The sequence below is a fragment of the Neorhizobium galegae genome, assembly GCF_021391675.1.
GTDB classification, from domain to species: domain Bacteria; phylum Pseudomonadota; class Alphaproteobacteria; order Rhizobiales; family Rhizobiaceae; genus Neorhizobium; species Neorhizobium galegae_B.
In genome coordinates, this window is sequence record NZ_CP090095.1 from 374,660 (window position 1) to 393,233 (window position 18,574).

Here is an 18,574-nt window from a genome sequence, read left to right on the forward strand (position 1 = left end):
TCTCCGCAGGCCGTTCATTTCAAAGCTTGGTAAGTGAATTCTAAACTACTTACTTGGTGCCGTACATACGGTCGCCGGCGTCACCGAGGCCAGGCACGATATAGCCTTTCTCGTTGAGATGGCTGTCGATCGAGGCCGTGTAGATCCTCACATCCGGATGGGCTGCGTGGAAGTTTGCGATGCCTTCGGGGGCTGCAAGCAGGCAGAGGAAGCGGATATTGTGCGCTCCGCGTTCCTTGAGCTTGTCCACCGCGGCGATCGAGGAATTGCCGGTCGCCAGCATCGGATCGACGACGATGATCAGCCGTTCGGCGATATCCTCCGGCGCCTTGAAGTAATATTCGACCGGCTGCAGCGTCTCGTGGTCGCGATAGACGCCGATATGCGAGACGCGGGCCGAAGGCACCAGTTCCAGCATGCCTTCCAGAAGCCCGTTGCCGGCACGCAGGATCGAAGCGAAGACCAGCTTCTTGCCCTCGACGACCGGCGCCTGCATTTCAACGAGCGGCGTCTCGATCGTTTCCATGGTCAGTTCGAGGTCGCGGGTTACCTCGTAGCAGAGCAGCATCGAGATTTCCCGGAGCAGCCGCCGGAAACCCGCTGTCGAGGTTTCCTTCTTGCGCATGATCGTCAGCTTGTGCTGCACCAGCGGATGATCGATGACAGTGACGCCGTCCATGAGCTTCCCCTTGTTGTTTGCCTGTCTCTTCTTTCAGGAAAAAGGCCGGTTCCGCAAGCCGTCAGGCGCGCATGGCCGCCTCATCCCCAGCCTCTGGCCCGCTCTGCGCGTCGAACCGGGCGATCAGCTTCGCCCTTGTCTCTTCGTCCACAAAGGCAGCTTCGATCGCCGTGCGCGTCATCTCATCGATCTCGTCATCCGGCATCCTCATGATCCCCGAGGCGATGTCGTATTCGCGGGCGAGCGAGGTGTGGAAGAACGGCGGGTCGTCGGAATTGATGCAGACCCGAACCCCGGCGGCCTTGAGGCGTTTCAGCGGGTGGCTGTCGAAATCCGGAAACACATTCAGCGCGATGTTCGAGCCCGGGCAGACCTCCAGCACGGTGCCGAGTTCGGCAAGCCGTTCCACGAGTGCCGGATCCTCGATCGCCCGGACGCCATGGCCGATCCGGGAAGGCTTCACCAGATCGAGCGCGTCGGAAACGCTGAAGGCACCGCAGACCTCGCCGGCGTGAATAGTGAGCCCCAATCCGGCATCGCGGGCGATATCGAAGGCGCGGGCATAGTCGGCGACGCGGCCCATGCGTTCCTCGCCGGCCATGTTGAAACCGGTCACCAGCGGGTTTTTCGCCCGCGCCGCATATTCCGCGGCCGAGATCACCCGGTCCGGGCCGAAATGCCGTTCGCCGGTCACGATGATCCGCGCTTCGATGCCAGTCTTTTCGCGTGCCGCATGGATGCCGTCGCAGATGCCGGCGAGATAGGCGTCCGCCCCGAGCCCGATCCGGTCTCCGTGGTCGGGCGATACGATGATCTCGCTGTAGATCGTGTTGGCGGCGGCGAGTTCCAGAAGATAGGTCTCGGTCAGCAGCGCGTAGTCGTCGGCCGTTCTGAACAGGCTGGCCACTGAATCGTAGCAGACGAGAAATTCGGAAAAGTCCGACCAGACATAGGCGCCGTCACGCAACACCTTGCTCGCATCGACGCCATATTTCCTGGCTTGGGTTGCTGCCAGTGCCGGTGGCGTGGCGCCCTCGATATGGCAGTGAATCTCGGCCTTGAGGAGGTGTCTGGTCAAAGGAAGCTCCATCCGTTGGGCCCAAGCGGGATCGAGAGATGCGCGGCGATTGTTTCGGCAATGTCCGAGTAGGTCGACCTGATCCCGATCGAGCGGGAGCGGATGCCCGGCCCGAACGCCATGACCGGCACCCGCTCGCGAGTGTGGTCGGTGCCGCGCCAGGTCGGATCGCAGCCATGGTCGGCGGTGAGGATAACCAGATCGCCGGGCTTCAGCCGCCGGTGGACGTCCGGCAGGGCGCGATCGAAGGCTTCGAGCGCCGCGGCATAACCCGGCACGTCACGGCGATGGCCGTAAAGCATGTCGAAATCGACGAAATTCGTGAAGACCAGATCGCCGACGGTCGCCTCGTCCATCGCGGCAAGCGTCGCCTCCATCAGCGCCGCATTGCCGTCCGCCTTGATGACGCGCGAAACGCCCTGATGTGCGAAGATGTCGCCGATCTTGCCGATGGCATGCACCGACCGGCCGCCCCGGATCAGCCGGTCGAGCAATGTCGGCTCCGGCGGCGGCACGGAGAAGTCGCGGCGATTGCCGGTGCGCTGGAACGTAGTCGCCGTTTCGCCGAGGAAGGGCCGCGCGATCACCCGGCCGATATTCAGCGGATCGAGCAGCACTCGAACGGTTTCGCAGAGCCTGAGCAGCCGGTCGAGGCCGAAATAGGTCTCGTGGGCGGCAATCTGGAATACGGAATCCGTCGACGTGTAGCAGATAGGCTTTCCGGTGCGGATATGCTCTTCCCCGAGCCGGGCGATGATTTCGGTGCCGGAGGCATGGCAATTGCCCAGAATGCCCGCAATGTCGCCTTCGCGGCAGATGGCATCCACCAGTTCGGGAGAGAAAGCCTCGCCTTCGGTCGGGAAATAACCCCAATCGAACATCACGGGCGTCCCGGCGATTTCCCAATGGCCGGACGGCGTGTCCTTGCCGCGGGAAATTTCGTTGGCCGCACCGTGCAGGCCGAAGATCCGCTCCGGCATCGGCATGCCGGCGGGATAGTCGCCGCTGGCAAGCTTGGCGATTTCCAGAAGCCCGAGCGACGACATGTTCGGCAGATGCAGCGGGCCTTCCCGGAGGCCCGCCCGGTCGCCGACGCCGGCGGCGCAGAACTCCGCGATATGCCCCAGCGTGTTGGAGCCCAGATCGCCATACTCGTCCGCATCCGGGGCACCGCCCACGCCGAATGAATCAAGAACGAACAGGAAGGCACGCGCCATCGGTCACCCGGAAGTTTGAATATCGTCAGCCGACGGTTCTGCTGGCCGGCTCGAATCGGGATTCATATAGCCGTGGTGACGTATTGGCAAAGGGGATAACGTCCGATGCACTTCAGCAATTGGTGCAGTTGACACTGTCTCCGAGGCGCTGACGGTAGAAATACTCGCGCGAAATGGTGAGGTCGCGCACCTCGCTCGGCAAAAGACCCGACATGAACATCAACAGTTCATGATGGACAGAGACTTCCGCCCGGACAAGGAAGGAATTGGCTATGTGCATATCGGCCGGCACCTGGACCGCAGAACCGATCACATACGGCCTGCCATTCTCCTGATCCCATGACCAGGCGACGGTCGGATTGCCAGTGGCATCGAGCGCCACCCCCGTGACTTTGATGCTGAGCGTTCTGGGCGTATAGGGCGCAAAAAGACTTGCGGTCACATCCTTCATCGTCATGAGGATCGTCTTGTCGACGTTCGTTTCCCGGGTCACGAGATCGGCGATGGTGCTCGCGCTATGCGTCACCCGCTTGGAGACGCTCAGTCCGATGGTGATCTCGAAGGACGTGATATAGAGGCTGAGAAGGAGCGGCGCGATCAGGGCGAACTCCACTGCTCCGACGCCGCGCCGGTCAGCCACCAGCTGCTTGAGGCGGGTCAACACGCCCGGATATCGCTTCTGGGACTGGATCGGCTGCTCTTCCATCACGGATAATCCTCGGCTCGGAAGGCGGATGTTTCGACAATCAGGAAATAGTTCGGACGCCCGCCGCCCTCAGGCCGCACATTGGTGATGTAAGGCCGGATCAGATCGGTGATGACGTCCCAGCGGTAATAGGCGCGCAGCATGTTGATGCTTTTCGCGGGGCCTGGCGCATAGGCGAAGGAAGACGTGTCGAGCTCGCCGAAAGCGCTGCCGGAGGTGGAACGCGGAATTGTGGTCGGAATCAGTGCAAAGGTGGCGAACGAACGGACATCGAGGTGAAGTTTATCGGGCGTCGCGATTTCTTCCTCGCTGCACTTGATCATGATCGATATTTCGCCGCAGAAGGCGCGGCGAAATTCTGTTCGGGTCTTGTCTGTGCCGCGATTGAGCCCATAGGTAATGTTGCCGGTCCTGAGCTTGCGCGCCATCGTGTCGACGGCATTGGCGACTAGCTGTTCTCCCGTATAGGCGATGAAGGTTTCGACGATCGCGAAGACGATCAGGAAATAGGGAATGGCCAGCAACGCGAATTCGATTGCGGCCGCACCGTCCTTGGAGCGGACAATCCGCCGCCACGTGCCCTTGCCTCTCACCGGCATAGGCGCCTTGCTTCTGGTATCGTCATAATCCTGGCACATGGTTCCCGTCCGACAGCCCGGCTTGAGCGTGCCGATCCTATGGCTGGATTGTTGAGATTCCGTTGCAGCGATCGCCCGCAGTTTAACCACCTGTCCCCGATCAGGGCGTAGCGGTGTTCTTGAACTCGGCGTGCTGCTCGCAATTGGGTGTGCAGGAAAGGATGGAACGTTCCGTTTGCCGGAAGACGCGCACGGTGTTTCCCTCGTCGATCGAAACGAGGACGCGTTCGTCGGCAATCGCATTTCCCTCGGCGTCCAGCAGCACGAGATTGGTCGTGCCGAAGCTGCGGCCGGTAAGGACGATCGTGGTGGAATCGGCAACGGTGGCATCGGCCACGTTCGAGTTGCCGACGATGACCTTGCTGACGGGCCTATCAAGTTTCAGCACGCGCGCGTGATTCATGAATACGCGCAGAAGGTCCCCCTGGTCCTGCGCCGCCGACTGCCCCGCGCCCGCGAAGACGACACCGCATATGGCGAGGAGTCGGACCATGACGCTACGGAACAGCATTGGAGGGGCCTTCAGGTGAGATTGTTATCTGCCCAAGGATGGCTGCGATTGGTGAATGAAGGGTTAAGTGGCACAGAAGGCGGCTCTTGGTCTCGTCTTAACCATTGCCGATTGGCTTGGATTGCAACCCATGGAGGCGAATTTCAGGCTTTCTGCATGCAAATTAAGACACTGTAAAAAAATGTACATTAGCAAATTATGAGCATGGGTGGGTGGTCGTTCGAATGCAAGTTTTTTTCTTTCCCCTTCGTTTACCACGCAACCGGCAATCCTCCGTTAACCGGAAGGTAACGATGTTCCTTAAGCCGATGGCAATCGTCCCTCTGTAGGTTGCAGTCATCCGAACAACGGAAAACAGTTGTCGGGAAGTGCTGAACAACAAATGTGGAGTAGGAGAGTTCCATGACCAAGATTTTCGCTCGTTTCATGAAAGATGAGTCTGGTGCGACCGCCATCGAGTATGGCCTTATCGCAGCGCTCATCTCCGTTGCCCTGATCGCCGGCGCAACGACCCTCGGCAACTCGCTGAGCACCACCTTCAATACCATCTCGTCGAAGATGACCGCCGCTGAGACCACTGCGGCTACCCGATAATTCGACACATCGGTTCGATATGTATCTACGCGAAGCCGCCCGCAGGGGCGGCTTTGCCTATTTGAAACTCTACGCCTTGGCAGCCTTCGGCATGCAAATCACCGGGATGGAGAACGAATGGCAAGCATGATTGTTGCATTTCTGGTTCTGTCGATCCTGCCGCTCGGACTGGCGCTTGCCGCTATCTCTGATCTCGTCACGATGACGATCCCAAACCGGGTATCGGTAGCCCTTCTCGCTTCCTTTCTCATCCTCGCGCCATTTTCAGGCGTCGCATGGCCGGAGATCGGCATGAGCCTCGTTGCCGGCCTCGCTGTATTCGGCGTCTGCTTCGGGCTATTCGCCTTGAACGTCATGGGTGGCGGCGACGCCAAGCTGCTGACCGCGGCTGCCATCTGGTTCGGCTTCAATCACTCGCTTCTCGTCTTCCTGGTCACCGTCGGTTATGTCGGCGGTGCGGTGACCCTCGTTTTCCTGCTTTTGCGCTCGCAGGCGGGGTCGGTCATGGCCATGGGTATTCCCCTTCCGCCATCCCTCGTCAACGCCAAGAAGATCCCCTACGGGATCGCCATCGCGATCGCGGGCTTCCTGACCTTCGAGCAGGCACCGATCTATCTCCTGGCCATGAAGGCGTTTCAATAAAGGTTTCAGCGATTGAAAGATCGCGTTAACCAGAATTGTAAGCTTCTCATTAACTATAATTACACCATTGGAGGCCATTCTCCGGGAAGTTAGTGTTCCCTCAAGGAATGGCCATGAAGCCCACCCGTATCATTATTCTAGCGGTTGCCGTGGTGGCGGCGGGCCTCGCCGGCATGATTGCCATGCGCCTTTCCGGCACCAAGGCACCCGAACTGGTGGAAACCGTCATCCAGAAGGAGCCGACGGTCAAGGTACTCGTTTCGGCTGAGAACCTGCCCGTGGGCAGCCGCCTGAACGACAAGTCGATGCAGTGGATGTCCTGGCCGTCGAGCGGCATCGTCGACGGGTTCATTACCGATTCGACGCGCCCGAACGCCATGACCGAGCTTCAGGGCGTCGTGGTCCGCATGCCGATGTTCAAGGGCGAGCCGATGCGCGCCGAGAAGATCGCCGATTCCTCCAGCCGAATCATGTCCTCGTTGCTGCCATCCGGAAAACGGGCGGTCGCAACCGAGATCTCGGTTGCGACTGGCGCCGGCGGCTTTGTGCTGCCGAATGATCGCGTCGACATCATCATGGTGCGAGAGAACAAGGACAACGGCAACTACATTACCGAAAACATCCTGAGCAACGTCCGCGTCCTCGCAATCGATCAGCAGGTCCAGGAGAGCGAAGACGGCAAGAAATCCGTCGTCGGCACGACAGCGACGCTGGAACTGACGCCGGATCAGGCAAAGGTCATCGCCGTTGCCCAGCAGATGGCTCAGCGGCTGACGCTCGCGCTGCGCTCGGTCGCGGACTCGCAGGAAAGCGACACGGTAGCCCCGGACTATTTGCTGCATGGGGGTGATGGCAAGGCGGATATCCAGGTCATCAAATCGGGGGCGATCGTCAAGAGCACGGCGACGGCGGTGCAGGCGAAATGAACGGAGCGCTCAAGTGAACAGTCTGAAACACAAGATTCGTAGCTCGGTAGCGGCAGGCATGGCTTTTTGCCTCGCCTTTTCCGGCGTTTCGCTGAATATCGTCCCGATCAGCCTTCAGCCGGCGCAAGCCCTGGCGGCCGAAAACAGCGTCGTCCGCATCACCGAAGGCGGGCCTGGAATACGCAAACGGCTTCAACTCGGCCTCAACAAGGCCCTGGTCGTCGACCTGCCATCCGACGCCCACGACATTCTGGTGGCCGACCCGAGCATGGCTGACGCGGTGACGCGCACCTCCCGCCGGATCTATCTGTTCGGCAAGACCGTTGGCCAGACCAACATCTTCGTCTTCGGACCCAACGGCGAGGAAATCGTCAGCCTGGACGTGGCAATCGAGCGCGATATTTCCGGTCTCGAGCAGAACCTTCGCCGGTTCCTGCCGGAATCGAACATCAAGGTCGAGATCATCTCGGACAACATCGTTCTGTCAGGCAGCGTCCGGACACCGCAGGATTCGGCGCAGGCGGAAAAGCTGACCACCGCCTTCCTCAAGGGCGGTGAGGCGACCACCCGGAATATTACGGCTCAGGGCAATAACGGCGACGCGGATATCTTCGCCGAAAACCGACAGCAGTCCCAGATCGTCAACCTTCTGACGATCGAAGGCGAGGACCAGGTCACGCTGAAGGTGACGGTTGCGGAAGTCAGCCGGCAGGTGCTGAAGCAGCTCGGTTTCAATGGTTCTGTGACCGGCCCCAAAGGCTCGATTTCCTTTGCCAACCCCGCCAATCTTGGAAATGCCGTCGGCCTGGCTGCTCAAGGCGTCTTGTCCGGCAACATAGGCAATGTCGGCCTTTCGACTTACATGAACGCCATGGAACAGGCGGGCGTCATGCGCACGCTTGCCGAACCCAGCCTGACCGCCATTTCCGGCCAGCAAGCGAAGTTTTATGTCGGCGGTGAATACCGCCTGCCCGGCCAGCAGGAAGTCGATGGGCAAGAGGGTACTGTCACGCAGACGGTCGATACGGTCGATTATGGCATTGAACTGAACTTCAAGCCCGTCGTTCTGTCGCCCGGGCGCATCAGCCTGGTGATCGAAACCAACGTGTCGGAGCCGACTTATGAAGGCTCCGCCGTGACGGGCAACGGCGCTTCGCTGCGGGTTCCGGGCAATACCTATATGTCGATCCGCAAGCGCGAGGCTTCGACCACGGTCGAATTGCCATCCGGCGGCTCCATTGTGATCGCCGGCCTGGTGCAGGACAATGTCCGACAGGCAATGTCCGGCCTTCCTGGTATTTCCAAGGTTCCGGTGTTCGGGACGCTTTTCCGCAGCAAGGACTTCATCCGCAACGAAACCGAACTCGTGATCATCGCGACGCCTTATCTGGTCCGTCCCGTTGCGCGCAACGAGATCGCTCGGCCGGACGACAACTTCAATCCGGAAAACGATGCCGCGACCTTCTTCCTGAACCGCGTCAACAAGATCTACGGCCGTAAGGAACCCGTCGCGGCGGGCCAGTATCACGGCGCCGTAGGCTTTATCTACAAGTGAGCGGTCATGGACATTGAAACCCAGAAAATCTCGGCCGAAGGACAGGATGCCATGACCAAGGGTGTAACCAGGTCCCGTCGCAGCGGGGTCGCCGCAGCCTTGGCGCTTGCCGTATCCGGCCTGCTCCTGTCGGCCTGCGGCAACAGCCAGCTCACCACAGGCTCCATCCCCGACGATTATCGCACCCGCCATCCGATCGTGTTGGCGGAAGGCCAGTCGACCCTCGATATTCCGATCGCCTCGGGCGATGTCCGCCTGACGACGGGAATGAGGGATACAGTGAAGGGATTTGCGCAGAATTTCATGGCGTCGCCGGCCGGCGTGATGCAGATCCAGGTGCCATCCGGCTCGTATAATTCCGGTGCAGCCCAGCATCTGGCGGGCGATATCCGCCGCGAGCTGACGCGTTCCGGCATCAAGCCGCAACGGATCCTGATGAGCAGCTATGCTGCCTCGCCGAATGGCGATGCAGCGCCGATCCGGCTTTCCTACGTGACGACCAAGGCGATGACCGGCCAGTGCGGCGAGTGGCCGGCAGACCTGTCGGACAACACGTTCGGCAACAAGAACTGGTACAATTTCGGCTGCGCCAGCCAGAACAACCTTGCAGCTCAGGTGGCCAATCCCACCGACCTCATCGCCCCGCGCGCCATAACACCGATCGACGCCACCCAACGCGCCAAGGTCATCAGCGACTACCGCACCGGCGGCACCGCCACGACGACGCCGTAAGCCAGTGAACCGGAGAACACGATGAGCGCGATCAACTACGAAATCCGCACTCCCGGCCAGGGTGAGGGGTTTGCCGAGGACGCCGATCGTCCGGGCGATTTCGACGCGCTGCGCCCGCTGCCGCGCATCTCTATCCATTCCTTCTGCGAAAGCGAAGGGATGCAGCGCATGATGGACCGCATGGCCCGCGATCGCCGCATGGCCAAGGTCAATCTCCGAGTGACGATCGGCGGCACCAGTGCTGCCGCCAACATGTTTTCGTCCACCCCGACCCCCAACCTCATCATCCTGGAAACCGACGCCGAGCCGAAGAACCTGCTCCACGAGCTCACGCCGCTTGCGGAAGTGTGCGACCCCTCGACCAGGGTCATCGTCGTCGGCCGCTACAACGATATTTCGCTCTATCGCGAACTGATCCGTAACGGCATTTCCGAATACCTCGTCGGCCCTGTACAGATGCCTGACATGCTGGCTTCGATCTCGGCGATCTTCGTGGATCCCGAAGCCGAACCGCTCGGCAAATCGATCGCCTTCATCGGTGCCAAGGGCGGCGTCGGTGCCTCGACCATCGCGCATAACTGCGCCTTCGGCATTTCGAACCTGTTCTCGACCGAAACCATCCTGGCCGATCTCGATCTTCCCTTCGGCACCGCCAATATCGACTTCGATCAGGACCCGGCCCAGGGCATCGCGGAAGCCGTCTTCGCGCCGGAACGCCTGGATGAGGTCTTCCTCGATCGCCTTCTGACCAAGTGCTCCGAGCATCTCTCGCTGCTGGCGGCTCCCTCGCTGCTCGATCGCGCCTATGATTTCGATCGCAACGCCTTCACGCCGATCATCGAGCTTCTGCAGCGCAGCGCGCCGATGGCCGTTCTGGATGTCCCGCATGGTTGGACGGAATGGACGCGGGCGGTTCTGTCGGAGGTCGACGAGGTGGTGATCTGCGCGGTCCCCGATCTCGCCAACCTGCGCAACACCAAGAACATGATCGATGCGTTGAAGAAGCTTCGCCCGAACGACCGTGCGCCGCATCTGATCCTCAACCAGGTCGGCATGCCGAAACGTCCGGAGATCGCTCCGAACGATTTCATCGAACCATTGGAGATCGAGCCGATCGCCATCCTGCCGTTCGACGTGCTGTTGTTCGGCAATGCCGCCAATAGCGGCCGCATGATCTCCGAAATCGACGCCAAGTCGCCTATCGCCGAAACCTTCTCCCAGATCGCCCACATCGTCACGGGTCGCATCGCCATGAAGAAGGTGAAGAAGGGTGGCCTCGGCAAGATGCTCGGCATGCTCGGGCGCAAGAAGGCCTAACACCAGGAAACCGGTATGTTTGGAAAACGCGGAAACGAGGGATTTGGGAAGAGCGGCAGCGTAGCGCCGCCGCTGCCGGCTGCACCTGCGCCTGCCGCGGCGCGGTCCGCCGCTCCGGAAGTCCTTGCCGAGCCGGTGCGCGATCCGGTTGCCCAGCGGCAGCAGATCTCTTCGCCGCCGCCGCTCGCGCCGCAATCCACGGCCCGCAAGCGCCCGGCGCGCACGGAACTCTATTACGACACCAAAAGCCAGGTCTTCTCGGCGCTGATCGATACGATCGACCTCTCCCAGCTTGCCAAGCTCGATGCGGAAAGCGCGCGCGAGGAAATCCGCGATATCGTCAACGATATCATCACCATCAAGAACTTCGCGATGTCGATCTCCGAGCAGGAGGAACTGCTTGAGGACATCTGCAACGACGTTCTGGGTTACGGCCCGCTGGAGCCGCTGCTCGCCCGCGACGACATCTCCGACATCATGGTCAACGGCGCCGGGCAGACCTTCATCGAAGTCGCCGGCAAGACGATCGAATCCGAAATCCGCTTCCGCGACAATTCCCAGCTCCTGTCGATCTGCCAGCGCATTGTCAGTCAGGTCGGCCGCCGCGTCGACGAATCCTCGCCGATCTGCGACGCGCGCCTGCCGGATGGATCGCGTGTCAACGTCATCGCGCCGCCGCTCGCCATCGACGGACCGGCGCTCACCATTCGTAAGTTCAAGAAGGACAAGCTGAACCTCGACCAGCTCGTCAAGTTCGGCGCGATCACCCCGGAAGGCGCCGTGCTTCTGCAGGTCATCGGCCGCGTCCGCTGCAACATCGTGATTTCCGGCGGTACCGGTTCGGGCAAGACGACGCTGCTGAACTGCCTGACCAACTACATCGACAAGGAAGAGCGGGTCATTACCTGCGAGGACACCGCCGAACTGCAGCTGCAGCAGCCGCATGTGGTTCGCCTGGAAACCCGCCCGCCGAACATCGAAGGCGAGGGCGAGATTACCATGCGTGACCTCGTCAAGAACTGCCTGCGCATGCGCCCTGAGCGCATCATCGTCGGCGAAGTGCGCGGACCCGAAGTCTTCGACCTGCTTCAGGCGATGAACACCGGTCACGACGGGTCGATGGGCACGATCCACGCCAACACGCCGCGCGAATGCCTGAGCCGTATGGAATCGATGATTGCCATGGGCGGCTATTCGCTGCCGGCCAAGACCGTGCGCGAGATCATCACCGGTTCGATCGACGTCATCATCCAGGCGGCCCGCCTTCGCGACGGTTCGCGCCGCATCACCCAGATCACCGAGGTGGTCGGCATGGAAGGCGACGTGATCATCACCCAGGACCTGATGCGTTACGAGATCGACGGCGAGGACGCCAATGGCCGCCTGATCGGCAAGCATATGTCGACCGGTATCGTTAAGCCGCATTTCTGGGACCGCGCCCGTTATTACAACGAGGAAAAGCGCCTTTCTGCCGCGCTTGACGCGATGGAAAAAACCAAGAGCTGAGGAGCAGGGTTCCATGTTCGGGCTGGATATCAATGTCGTGGCGATCATCGCCCTCGTGGCGGTCGCCGCGGCGGCGGTCTGTTACGCGCTGTTGTTCTCCCGCATGGAAGTGGAAAAGAAGGCCGACAGCCGGCTCAACCGGGTGAAATCGGCGGAAACCGATCTCAACAAGGTCAAGGCCGCGCGCGACCGCGTGCAGGAGCTTTCCAAGCGCCGCAAGTCCATGCAGGATTCGATCAAGGACCTGGAGAAGAAGCAGGAAGAGAAGAACAAGAAGATGGCCGACGGCAGCTTGAAGGCCAAGCTGCCCCAGACCGGCCTGTCCCTGACGATGGGCCGCTTCTATATTTTCAGCGTCCTTTTCGGCGTCTTCGTTTTCCTCGTGGCCCTGATCGCTGGCCTGCCGCTGCTCGCCGCCGTCGGTGCCGCCTTCGTCAGCTCGGTCGGGCTGCCGCGCTGGATCATCGGTTTCCTGGTCAAGCGTCGCCAGAACAAGTTTCTCCAGGAATTTCCGAATGCGCTCGACGTCATGGTGCGATCGATCAAATCCGGCCTGCCGCTCAACGATGCAATGCGGCTGATCGCTTCCGACGGCCAGGAACCGGTGAAGACGGAATTCCGCCGCGTGATCGAATCCCAGCAAGTGGGCTTGAGCATTCCGGAAGCCTGCACGCGCATGATGATGACCATGCCGCTGCCGGAAGTGAATTTCTTCTCGATCGTCATCACCCTCCAGGGCCAGGCCGGCGGCAATCTTTCCGAAGCGATCGGCAATCTTTCCAAGGTGCTGCGCGAGCGCAGGAAGATGAAGGCCAAGGTGCAGGCGTTGTCGATGGAAGCCAAGGCTTCGGCGGTAATCATCGGCGCCTTGCCGTTCATCGTCTCGCTGCTCGTCTATCTCACCTCGCCTCAGTACATCTCGATCATCTTCACCGATCCGCGCGGCCACCTGATCCTTTTGCTTTCCGGCGTCTGGATGTCGATCGGCATTTTCGTCATGCGCAACATGATCAACTTCGACATCTGAGGGGATGCAGCGATGGGACTGGCAACGACGCTCACCGACCCGACCACACTGCTCGCCATCCTGGTGGCCGTGGCGGTTTTCGCGACCCTCTACACGCTGGCGAGCCCGTTCCTCGAAAAGGGAGACCTCGACAAGCGCATGAAGGCGGTCTCCACCGAGCGCGAACAGATCCGCGCCCGCGAACGCGCCCGCATGAATTCCGAACAGTCGAAGACGTCGCTGCGCGCGCAGAATAATCAGTCCGTCCGGCAGATCGTCGAGCGCTTCAATCTGCGCAAGGCGCTGGTGGACGACAACACCGTCAACAGGCTTCGTGCCGCCGGCCTGAGGTCGCAGAACGCCCTCAACATGTTCCTGCTGGCCCGTTTCCTGCTGCCCTTCGTTTTCCTCGCAGGCGCCATCGTCTGGATTTTCGTGCTCGGCAACCTCGCCACCCGGCCGCTCCCGATCCGGATGCTGGCGGCGATCGTCGTCGCCTATATCGGTTTTTATGCACCGAACATCTACATTTCCAACCGGGTGAAGAAACGCCAGCTTTCCATCAAGCGGGCCTGGCCCGATGCGCTCGACCTGATGCTGATCTGCGTCGAATCGGGGATCTCCATGGAGGCGGCGATGCGCCGCGTGGCCGAGGAGATGGCGCAGGCGTCGCCGCCTCTGGCCGAGGAAATGGTGCTGACGACGGCCGAGCTCTCCTTCCTGCAGGACCGCCGCACCGCGCTCGAAAATCTCGGCATCCGCACCCAGCTCGATATCGTCAAGGCGGTTACACAGGCGCTGATCCAGGCGGAACGCTACGGTACGCCAATCGCCTCGGCGCTGCGCGTGCTTGCCCAGGAAGGCCGCGACGAGCGGATGAACGAGGCGGAAAAGAAGGCCGCGGCCCTGCCGCCGAAGCTGACCGTGCCGATGATCCTGTTCTTCCTGCCGGTGCTGATCGCCGTCATTCTCGGCCCGGCCGGCATCCAGGTCGCCGACAAGTTTTGATGAAACCGGCCGCGGCGCCGAGCCGACGGTGAACGCCACCTGAATTGCGGCTTCAGACCGCATTCAGCGGCGATCGATGAATATCCCCTTATCGCACGAAGATCCGCCTGCTGACGCAACGCGGGTCCAGAGCTACGTGATTTTGGAGGATACCCGATGCTGACAAGACTTTGCGTGAACCTCGTCCTGATCGGCGGAATCATTACCGTCATTTCACGCCTTATCTGAAAGGCGCGTCGATCCCGAAAGCAAGAAAACCGGCGCGAGGCCGGTTTTTTGTCGGGAATGCGGGAGCCCGATCAATTCGTATTGGGCTTGCTCTTGCCATCCTTGTCGGCGAGCTTTGCCCAGGCATTCTGCTGGGATAACATCGAGCGGAGATAGGTGACGTTGGCGTCGGCTTGCTGCTGCGAGAGTTCCCGGCGGGCGATCTGTTCGGCTTCCGCGAAACGGCCCTGCAGGCCGACCACCAGCGCCAGGTTCTGGCGGACGCGGCTGTCGGCGGCGGGCTGGCCGGCGGCATTGCGCATGTAGGTTTCCGCGGTCTTCAGGTCGCCGGAAAGCACGTAGGACATTCCCAGATTGGACATCACGCTCGGTTCGTTCGGCTGGGTATCGAGCGCCATCCGGTATTTCTGGCGGGCCTCCGCCGAGCGGCCAAGCTGGTCGAGCACGGCGCCTTCGGCCGAATAGAGCCGCCAGTCCGGATGATCGGGGGTCTGGGCGCGGTTGATGGTCGCGAGTGCCTGTTCGAGCTGGCCGGCGCCGGCCTGCGCCTTGCCATAGGCCGCCAGCACGTCGCGGTCGGCCGGATGGGCGATCACCACCTGCTGCATCACGGCGAGCGCCTGCGCATTCTTGCCCGTCATTCCGAGCACTGTCGCGTATTGCAGCCCGATCTGCTTGTTCTTGGGATCGCGGGCATAGCTCGCACCGACAGACTTCTCGGTGCTGGCAAGATCGTTCGCGTTCATGCCGTCCATAGAGGCGGCCGAGGCCCTCGGGATAGAGCCCGTCGTTTCCACATCCCGCTTTGTCGCGCAGCCGGTGACCGAGAGAACGGCGAGAATTGCGAGGGCGGCGGTCTGGGCGAGGCGGGTCTTGCGAAGCGTCACGGCTGCGGAAGCGGTCATGGGGTGCGGTCTCGTTCGGTCCGGTGCCGCGTCCTCCGAATAGGGAGCGGGCAGATAGCGCATTTCCACTCCAGCAATAAACTGTTAACCCTAACAGATCGTTAAGACGAGCGATTCCAGCAGCTTCCGAAGGCTCCCTCCATGGCACCCTATCAATATATCGAACGTCCCTCTCCCTTCAGCGCGAAAGGAGCGGCGACCAGGCCGGTCCATGCCGTAACGCCTGCCGACATCGAACCGGGGAAGTTCGACGCGGGGGCACTCGCCTGGGCGAAGGCGGCAGGGTTCAAGGCGGAAGCCAGCGCGCTGCTTCTGGTGCCGGCGGCCGGCGGCGAGATAGGCAGCGCCCTGTTCGGCCTTGGCAGCGATCCCGCCGAGGCGCCTTTCATCACCGGAAAACTCTCGAAGCTCCTGCCCGCGGGTGACTGGCATGTCGAGACCTCGACGCTTGGCGATACGCATCTTGCTCTCGGTTACGGCCTCGGTACCTATGGCTTCAGCCGCTACAAGTCCGAAAAACCGAAGGACGTCCGGCTTGCGATCCCGGCCACGGCCGATGCCGCCGATGTCGAGCGCCAGCTTGCCGGCGTCTTCCTCGCCCGCGACCTCATCAATATCCCGACCAACGAGATGGGGCCGATCGAGCTGGAAGCAGCCTTCCGGGCGCTCGGCGAACATTATGGCGCCACAGTGACCTCGATCGTCGGCGAAGACCTGCTCGCCCAGAATTTCCCGCTCGTCCATACGGTCGGCCGCGCCAGCGTCTCAGCCCCGCGCCTGCTCGAAATGCGTTGGGGCCAGAAGGGTCATCCGCGCGTCACCCTGGTCGGCAAGGGCGTCTGCTTCGATACCGGCGGCCTCGACATCAAGGGTGCCGCCAACATGGCGCTGATGAAGAAGGACATGGGCGGTGCCGCGAACGTCATGGGACTTGCCCTGATGATCATGGATGCCGGTCTCGAGGTCGATCTGCAGGTTCTGGTGCCGGCGGTCGAGAACTCCATTTCCGGCAATGCCTTCCGCCCCGGCGATATCTACAGGAGCCGCAAGGGCATCACCGTCCAGATCGACAATACCGATGCGGAGGGCCGGCTGGTCCTTGCCGATGCGCTGGCTTACGCGGACGAAAACCCGCCGGACCTGATGGTCGACATGTCGACGCTCACGGGTGCCGCCCGCGTCGCGCTCGGCGTCGAGCTTGCTCCCTATTTCACCGACGACGAAGCGCTTGCCGGCAAGCTGATGGACGCGGGCCGCGCTGAAGCCGATCCGATGTGGCGCCTGCCGCTGTGGATGGGCTACGACAAGGATATCCGCTCCCGCGCCGCCGATATCACCAATTCGCCCTCGGGCGGCATGGCCGGCGCGATCACCGCAGCGCTCTTCCTCAAGCGCTTTGTCACGGCGACCAAAAGCTGGGTGCATTTCGACATCTACGGCTGGGTGGCGGCCGAAAAGCCGCAGGCACCGGTCGGCGGCGAGGCGTTTGCGATCCGTGCGCTCTACCGAACGATCCGCGACATGGCCGCGAAATAAACCGGCTCCGAAACAAACCGGTAAGATTTTCGGCCTAAAATCCGTCGGATTGTAAACCGAGGCCGGATTTCGAACCGAGGTGGTGATGCCGGTTGAACTGACCGCCACGGAAGCGCTGGGCCTCTGGCACCGGGTATCGCTGGAGCAGGTGCGCCACGACGGCCGCGATCTGACATTGCGCCAGATGTCCATTCTGCTGCATATTTACCTCGTGCCGCCGCCGCACACGGTGCGCGGGCTGGCGGCGACGCTTGGCGTCACCAAGCCGGTCATCACCCGCGCGCTCGACACGATGGGCGAGATGGGACTGGTGGACCGCCAGCGCGACGAGCGGGACCGCCGCAACGTGGTGATCAAGCGCACGGTGGCGGGTGCGCTCTATCTGGAAAAGCTGGGCGACCTGATCATCCGGGAAGGCCGCCAGTGATGGGTTTGCCGTGAAGCGCCCGAAGGGATTTTGAGATGACCGAGCTGCTCGACAGACGCCTGCACGCCTTCCGCCCCGACCTCGCAGACGAGACGCTGAAGGGCAGCGTCGAGGCAGGCCAGTTCGTCCGCGGCGAACCGGCACGCATCGCCGTGCCGGTGGCCCAGCTCCGCCAGGCACCGGACCTTGCCTGCGGCATCGATACCGAACTTTTGTGGGGCGAAACCGTCCGCGTCTTCGACCGCGCCGATGGTTTTGCCTGGGTGCAGGCCGATCAGGACGGTTATGTCGGCTACCTGCCGGAGGCGATGCTCGGAAGCCTGGATGAACCCACCCACCGCATCGCCGTGCCCCGCACCTTCCTGTATCCGAAACCGGAGCTCCGCAAGCCGCCGATCGGCGCCCTGTCCATGGGCAGCCGCGTCACCGTCGCCGGCGAGGCGGAAACCCGTGGTACCCGTTATTTCGTCCTGGCGAGCGGCGAGGCGGTGATCGCCCGCCATTGCCTCCCCATCGCCGAAACCTTGGGTGACGATTACGTCGCCATCGCCGAAAAATTCATCGAGACGCCCTATCTCTGGGGTGGCCGTTCCGGTTTCGGTCTTGATTGCTCGTCGCTCGTGCAACTCGCCCTGATGATGACCGGCCAATTTGCCCCGCGCGACTCCGATATGCAGGCCTCGATCGGCAAAGAGATCACCCGCGGGGAACTTCGCCGCGGCGACCTCGTTCTATGGAAGGGTCATGTCGGCATCATGGAGAATGTCGAGACGCTTCTCCACGCCAACGGCCACACGATGAGCGTCGCCCGCGAGAATTTCGAGGCGGCCGTTCAGCGGATCGGCTGGCTCTACCAACAGCCCACCGGCTATCGCCGCCTGGATAACCGCCGATGATCACGCAAACGTGGTCCCTGGCCCATGGATTGGACATCCTGCCGTCCATATCTCTGATTCGTCCGCGGCTTTCGTGGATGAGGAGTCGATTGATGCTCAAAGGTGCATGGATACTGCCGGCCGTGATGCTCGTGGCGCTGCTTGTCGCCGCGCTGGTTCCGGCTGAGGTATTCGCGGCCGAGCCCCAGGCCTTCCCCAAGGATGTGCAGACCTACTTCCGTAACCTGCCAGGCGTCGTGCCCGAGGAAGAACACGCGAAGAAACAGGCCTATGAATGCACCAGCGATATCGAGAACGTCTACCGCAGTCGTGGCAGTTTCGACATTCTCTATGGCGACGTGATGCCGACCCGGATCTATCGCTGCAAGACGCCGAGCGGCGTAACCTATACCGGTACGCGCATGCCGAACAATGAATGGGCTCCCGGCATTCACCCCTATCATCTGCCCGAATAGGGCAATCTTCGT

The 18,574-nt window shown here is 61.6% G+C and carries 20 protein-coding genes; 13 read left to right on the forward strand and 7 right to left on the reverse strand.

Annotated features, from left to right (window positions below):
- Window positions 1-49: 49 nt before the first annotated feature.
- The 6 genes from upp to LZK81_RS01820 all read right to left on the reverse strand — a co-directional run bounded on the left by upp (window position 50) and on the right by LZK81_RS01820 (window position 4,829).
- On the reverse strand, window positions 50-679 hold the full coding sequence (gene upp, locus LZK81_RS01795) for a uracil phosphoribosyltransferase (RefSeq protein WP_046603487.1): 630 nt from the start codon (window positions 677-679) through the stop codon (window positions 50-52).
- Window positions 680-740: 61 nt separating this feature from the next.
- Window positions 741-1,757, reverse strand: coding sequence for an adenosine deaminase (locus tag LZK81_RS01800; RefSeq protein ID WP_233955008.1), 1,017 nt, complete (start codon window positions 1,755-1,757; stop codon window positions 741-743).
- On the reverse strand, window positions 1,754-2,974 hold the full coding sequence (locus tag LZK81_RS01805) for a phosphopentomutase (RefSeq protein ID WP_233955009.1): 1,221 nt from the start codon (window positions 2,972-2,974) through the stop codon (window positions 1,754-1,756). The genes LZK81_RS01800 and LZK81_RS01805 overlap by 4 nt, the downstream gene beginning before the upstream one ends.
- Before the next feature lie 112 nt (window positions 2,975-3,086).
- Window positions 3,087-3,680, reverse strand: a complete 594-nt coding sequence (locus LZK81_RS01810; protein ID WP_046602971.1) for a TadE/TadG family type IV pilus assembly protein — start codon at window positions 3,678-3,680, stop codon at window positions 3,087-3,089.
- Window positions 3,680-4,318, reverse strand: a complete 639-nt coding sequence (locus tag LZK81_RS01815; RefSeq protein WP_233955011.1) for a TadE/TadG family type IV pilus assembly protein — start codon at window positions 4,316-4,318, stop codon at window positions 3,680-3,682. The genes LZK81_RS01810 and LZK81_RS01815 overlap by 1 nt, the downstream gene beginning before the upstream one ends.
- Window positions 4,319-4,418: 100 nt before the next feature.
- The gene (locus LZK81_RS01820; RefSeq protein ID WP_233955012.1) at window positions 4,419-4,829 is read right to left on the reverse strand and encodes a pilus assembly protein N-terminal domain-containing protein; all 411 of its coding nucleotides are present in this window, start codon (window positions 4,827-4,829) and stop codon (window positions 4,419-4,421) included.
- A 402-nt stretch (window positions 4,830-5,231) separates the two neighbouring features.
- On the opposite strand from LZK81_RS01820, the gene LZK81_RS01825 reads away from it, so the two are divergent.
- From LZK81_RS01825 to LZK81_RS01865, 9 genes are all read left to right on the forward strand, one after another.
- The gene (locus LZK81_RS01825; protein ID WP_233955013.1) at window positions 5,232-5,423 is read left to right on the forward strand and encodes a Flp family type IVb pilin; all 192 of its coding nucleotides are present in this window, start codon (window positions 5,232-5,234) and stop codon (window positions 5,421-5,423) included.
- A gap of 126 nt (window positions 5,424-5,549) precedes the next feature.
- Complete coding sequence (locus LZK81_RS01830) at window positions 5,550-6,065, forward strand: A24 family peptidase (RefSeq protein ID WP_233956428.1); 516 nt, start codon at window positions 5,550-5,552, stop codon at window positions 6,063-6,065.
- A gap of 113 nt (window positions 6,066-6,178) precedes the next feature.
- Complete coding sequence (gene cpaB / locus LZK81_RS01835) at window positions 6,179-6,991, forward strand: Flp pilus assembly protein CpaB (protein ID WP_046609596.1); 813 nt, start codon at window positions 6,179-6,181, stop codon at window positions 6,989-6,991.
- A 13-nt stretch (window positions 6,992-7,004) separates the two neighbouring features.
- Complete coding sequence (locus LZK81_RS01840; RefSeq protein WP_418936462.1) at window positions 7,005-8,546, forward strand: type II and III secretion system protein family protein; 1,542 nt, start codon at window positions 7,005-7,007, stop codon at window positions 8,544-8,546.
- 6 nt (window positions 8,547-8,552) lie between these two features.
- Window positions 8,553-9,278, forward strand: a complete 726-nt coding sequence (locus LZK81_RS01845) for a CpaD family pilus assembly protein (protein WP_233955014.1) — start codon at window positions 8,553-8,555, stop codon at window positions 9,276-9,278.
- A gap of 21 nt (window positions 9,279-9,299) precedes the next feature.
- Complete coding sequence (locus LZK81_RS01850) at window positions 9,300-10,595, forward strand: AAA family ATPase (RefSeq protein WP_046609597.1); 1,296 nt, start codon at window positions 9,300-9,302, stop codon at window positions 10,593-10,595.
- A 15-nt stretch (window positions 10,596-10,610) separates the two neighbouring features.
- Window positions 10,611-12,101 (forward strand): CpaF family protein, encoded by a 1,491-nt coding sequence (locus tag LZK81_RS01855; RefSeq protein WP_046602975.1) that lies wholly within the window; start codon window positions 10,611-10,613, stop codon window positions 12,099-12,101.
- Window positions 12,102-12,114: 13 nt separating this feature from the next.
- Window positions 12,115-13,128 carry a type II secretion system F family protein gene (locus LZK81_RS01860; protein WP_046602976.1) on the forward strand — a complete coding sequence of 338 codons (1,014 nt, stop codon included), beginning with the start codon at window positions 12,115-12,117 and terminating at the stop codon, window positions 13,126-13,128.
- A 12-nt stretch (window positions 13,129-13,140) separates the two neighbouring features.
- On the forward strand, window positions 13,141-14,115 hold the full coding sequence (locus LZK81_RS01865) for a type II secretion system F family protein (protein WP_233955015.1): 975 nt from the start codon (window positions 13,141-13,143) through the stop codon (window positions 14,113-14,115).
- A gap of 299 nt (window positions 14,116-14,414) precedes the next feature.
- Here the strand turns inward: LZK81_RS01865 and LZK81_RS01870 are convergent, their stop codons facing one another.
- Window positions 14,415-15,248, reverse strand: coding sequence for a tetratricopeptide repeat protein (locus LZK81_RS01870; protein WP_233955016.1), 834 nt, complete (start codon window positions 15,246-15,248; stop codon window positions 14,415-14,417).
- A gap of 141 nt (window positions 15,249-15,389) precedes the next feature.
- Between LZK81_RS01870 and LZK81_RS01875 the strand changes: the two genes are divergently transcribed.
- The 4 genes from LZK81_RS01875 (at window position 15,390) to LZK81_RS01890 (ending at window position 18,562) form a co-directional block, all read left to right on the forward strand.
- Window positions 15,390-16,784 (forward strand): leucyl aminopeptidase family protein, encoded by a 1,395-nt coding sequence (locus tag LZK81_RS01875; protein WP_233955017.1) that lies wholly within the window; start codon window positions 15,390-15,392, stop codon window positions 16,782-16,784.
- Window positions 16,785-16,869: 85 nt separating this feature from the next.
- A complete protein-coding gene (locus tag LZK81_RS01880) occupies window positions 16,870-17,211 on the forward strand; it encodes a MarR family transcriptional regulator (RefSeq protein ID WP_037079769.1) in 342 nt (113 codons plus the stop codon).
- Window positions 17,212-17,246: 35 nt separating this feature from the next.
- Window positions 17,247-18,107 carry an NlpC/P60 family protein gene (locus LZK81_RS01885; protein WP_233955019.1) on the forward strand — a complete coding sequence of 287 codons (861 nt, stop codon included), beginning with the start codon at window positions 17,247-17,249 and terminating at the stop codon, window positions 18,105-18,107.
- A gap of 92 nt (window positions 18,108-18,199) precedes the next feature.
- Entirely contained in the window at window positions 18,200-18,562 is a 363-nt protein-coding gene (locus LZK81_RS01890) for a hypothetical protein (RefSeq protein WP_046609476.1), read from the forward strand.
- Window positions 18,563-18,574: the final 12 nt, after the last annotated feature.

What these genes read in the sequence shown, in the direction of transcription:
- LZK81_RS01880 (WP_037079769.1), top strand. Translation starts at nt 16,870, where the DNA reads ATGCCGGTTGAACTGACCGCCACGGAAGCGCTGGGCCTCTGGCACCGG.
- LZK81_RS01845 (WP_233955014.1), top strand. Translation starts at nt 8,553, where the DNA reads ATGGACATTGAAACCCAGAAAATCTCGGCCGAAGGACAGGATGCCATG.
- LZK81_RS01820 (WP_233955012.1), bottom strand. Translation starts at nt 4,829, where the DNA reads ATGCTGTTCCGTAGCGTCATGGTCCGACTCCTCGCCATATGCGGTGTC.
- LZK81_RS01825 (WP_233955013.1), top strand. Translation starts at nt 5,232, where the DNA reads ATGACCAAGATTTTCGCTCGTTTCATGAAAGATGAGTCTGGTGCGACC.
- LZK81_RS01870 (WP_233955016.1), bottom strand. Translation starts at nt 15,248, where the DNA reads ATGACCGCTTCCGCAGCCGTGACGCTTCGCAAGACCCGCCTCGCCCAG.
- LZK81_RS01810 (WP_046602971.1), bottom strand. Translation starts at nt 3,680, where the DNA reads ATGGAAGAGCAGCCGATCCAGTCCCAGAAGCGATATCCGGGCGTGTTG.
- LZK81_RS01855 (WP_046602975.1), top strand. Translation starts at nt 10,611, where the DNA reads ATGTTTGGAAAACGCGGAAACGAGGGATTTGGGAAGAGCGGCAGCGTA.
- LZK81_RS01860 (WP_046602976.1), top strand. Translation starts at nt 12,115, where the DNA reads ATGTTCGGGCTGGATATCAATGTCGTGGCGATCATCGCCCTCGTGGCG.
- LZK81_RS01850 (WP_046609597.1), top strand. Translation starts at nt 9,300, where the DNA reads ATGAGCGCGATCAACTACGAAATCCGCACTCCCGGCCAGGGTGAGGGG.
- LZK81_RS01815 (WP_233955011.1), bottom strand. Translation starts at nt 4,318, where the DNA reads ATGTGCCAGGATTATGACGATACCAGAAGCAAGGCGCCTATGCCGGTG.
- LZK81_RS01890 (WP_046609476.1), top strand. Translation starts at nt 18,200, where the DNA reads ATGCTCAAAGGTGCATGGATACTGCCGGCCGTGATGCTCGTGGCGCTG.
- LZK81_RS01805 (WP_233955009.1), bottom strand. Translation starts at nt 2,974, where the DNA reads ATGGCGCGTGCCTTCCTGTTCGTTCTTGATTCATTCGGCGTGGGCGGT.
- LZK81_RS01875 (WP_233955017.1), top strand. Translation starts at nt 15,390, where the DNA reads ATGGCACCCTATCAATATATCGAACGTCCCTCTCCCTTCAGCGCGAAA.
- LZK81_RS01865 (WP_233955015.1), top strand. Translation starts at nt 13,141, where the DNA reads ATGGGACTGGCAACGACGCTCACCGACCCGACCACACTGCTCGCCATC.
- LZK81_RS01885 (WP_233955019.1), top strand. Translation starts at nt 17,247, where the DNA reads ATGACCGAGCTGCTCGACAGACGCCTGCACGCCTTCCGCCCCGACCTC.
- upp (WP_046603487.1), bottom strand. Translation starts at nt 679, where the DNA reads ATGGACGGCGTCACTGTCATCGATCATCCGCTGGTGCAGCACAAGCTG.
- LZK81_RS01830 (WP_233956428.1), top strand. Translation starts at nt 5,550, where the DNA reads ATGATTGTTGCATTTCTGGTTCTGTCGATCCTGCCGCTCGGACTGGCG.
- cpaB (WP_046609596.1), top strand. Translation starts at nt 6,179, where the DNA reads ATGAAGCCCACCCGTATCATTATTCTAGCGGTTGCCGTGGTGGCGGCG.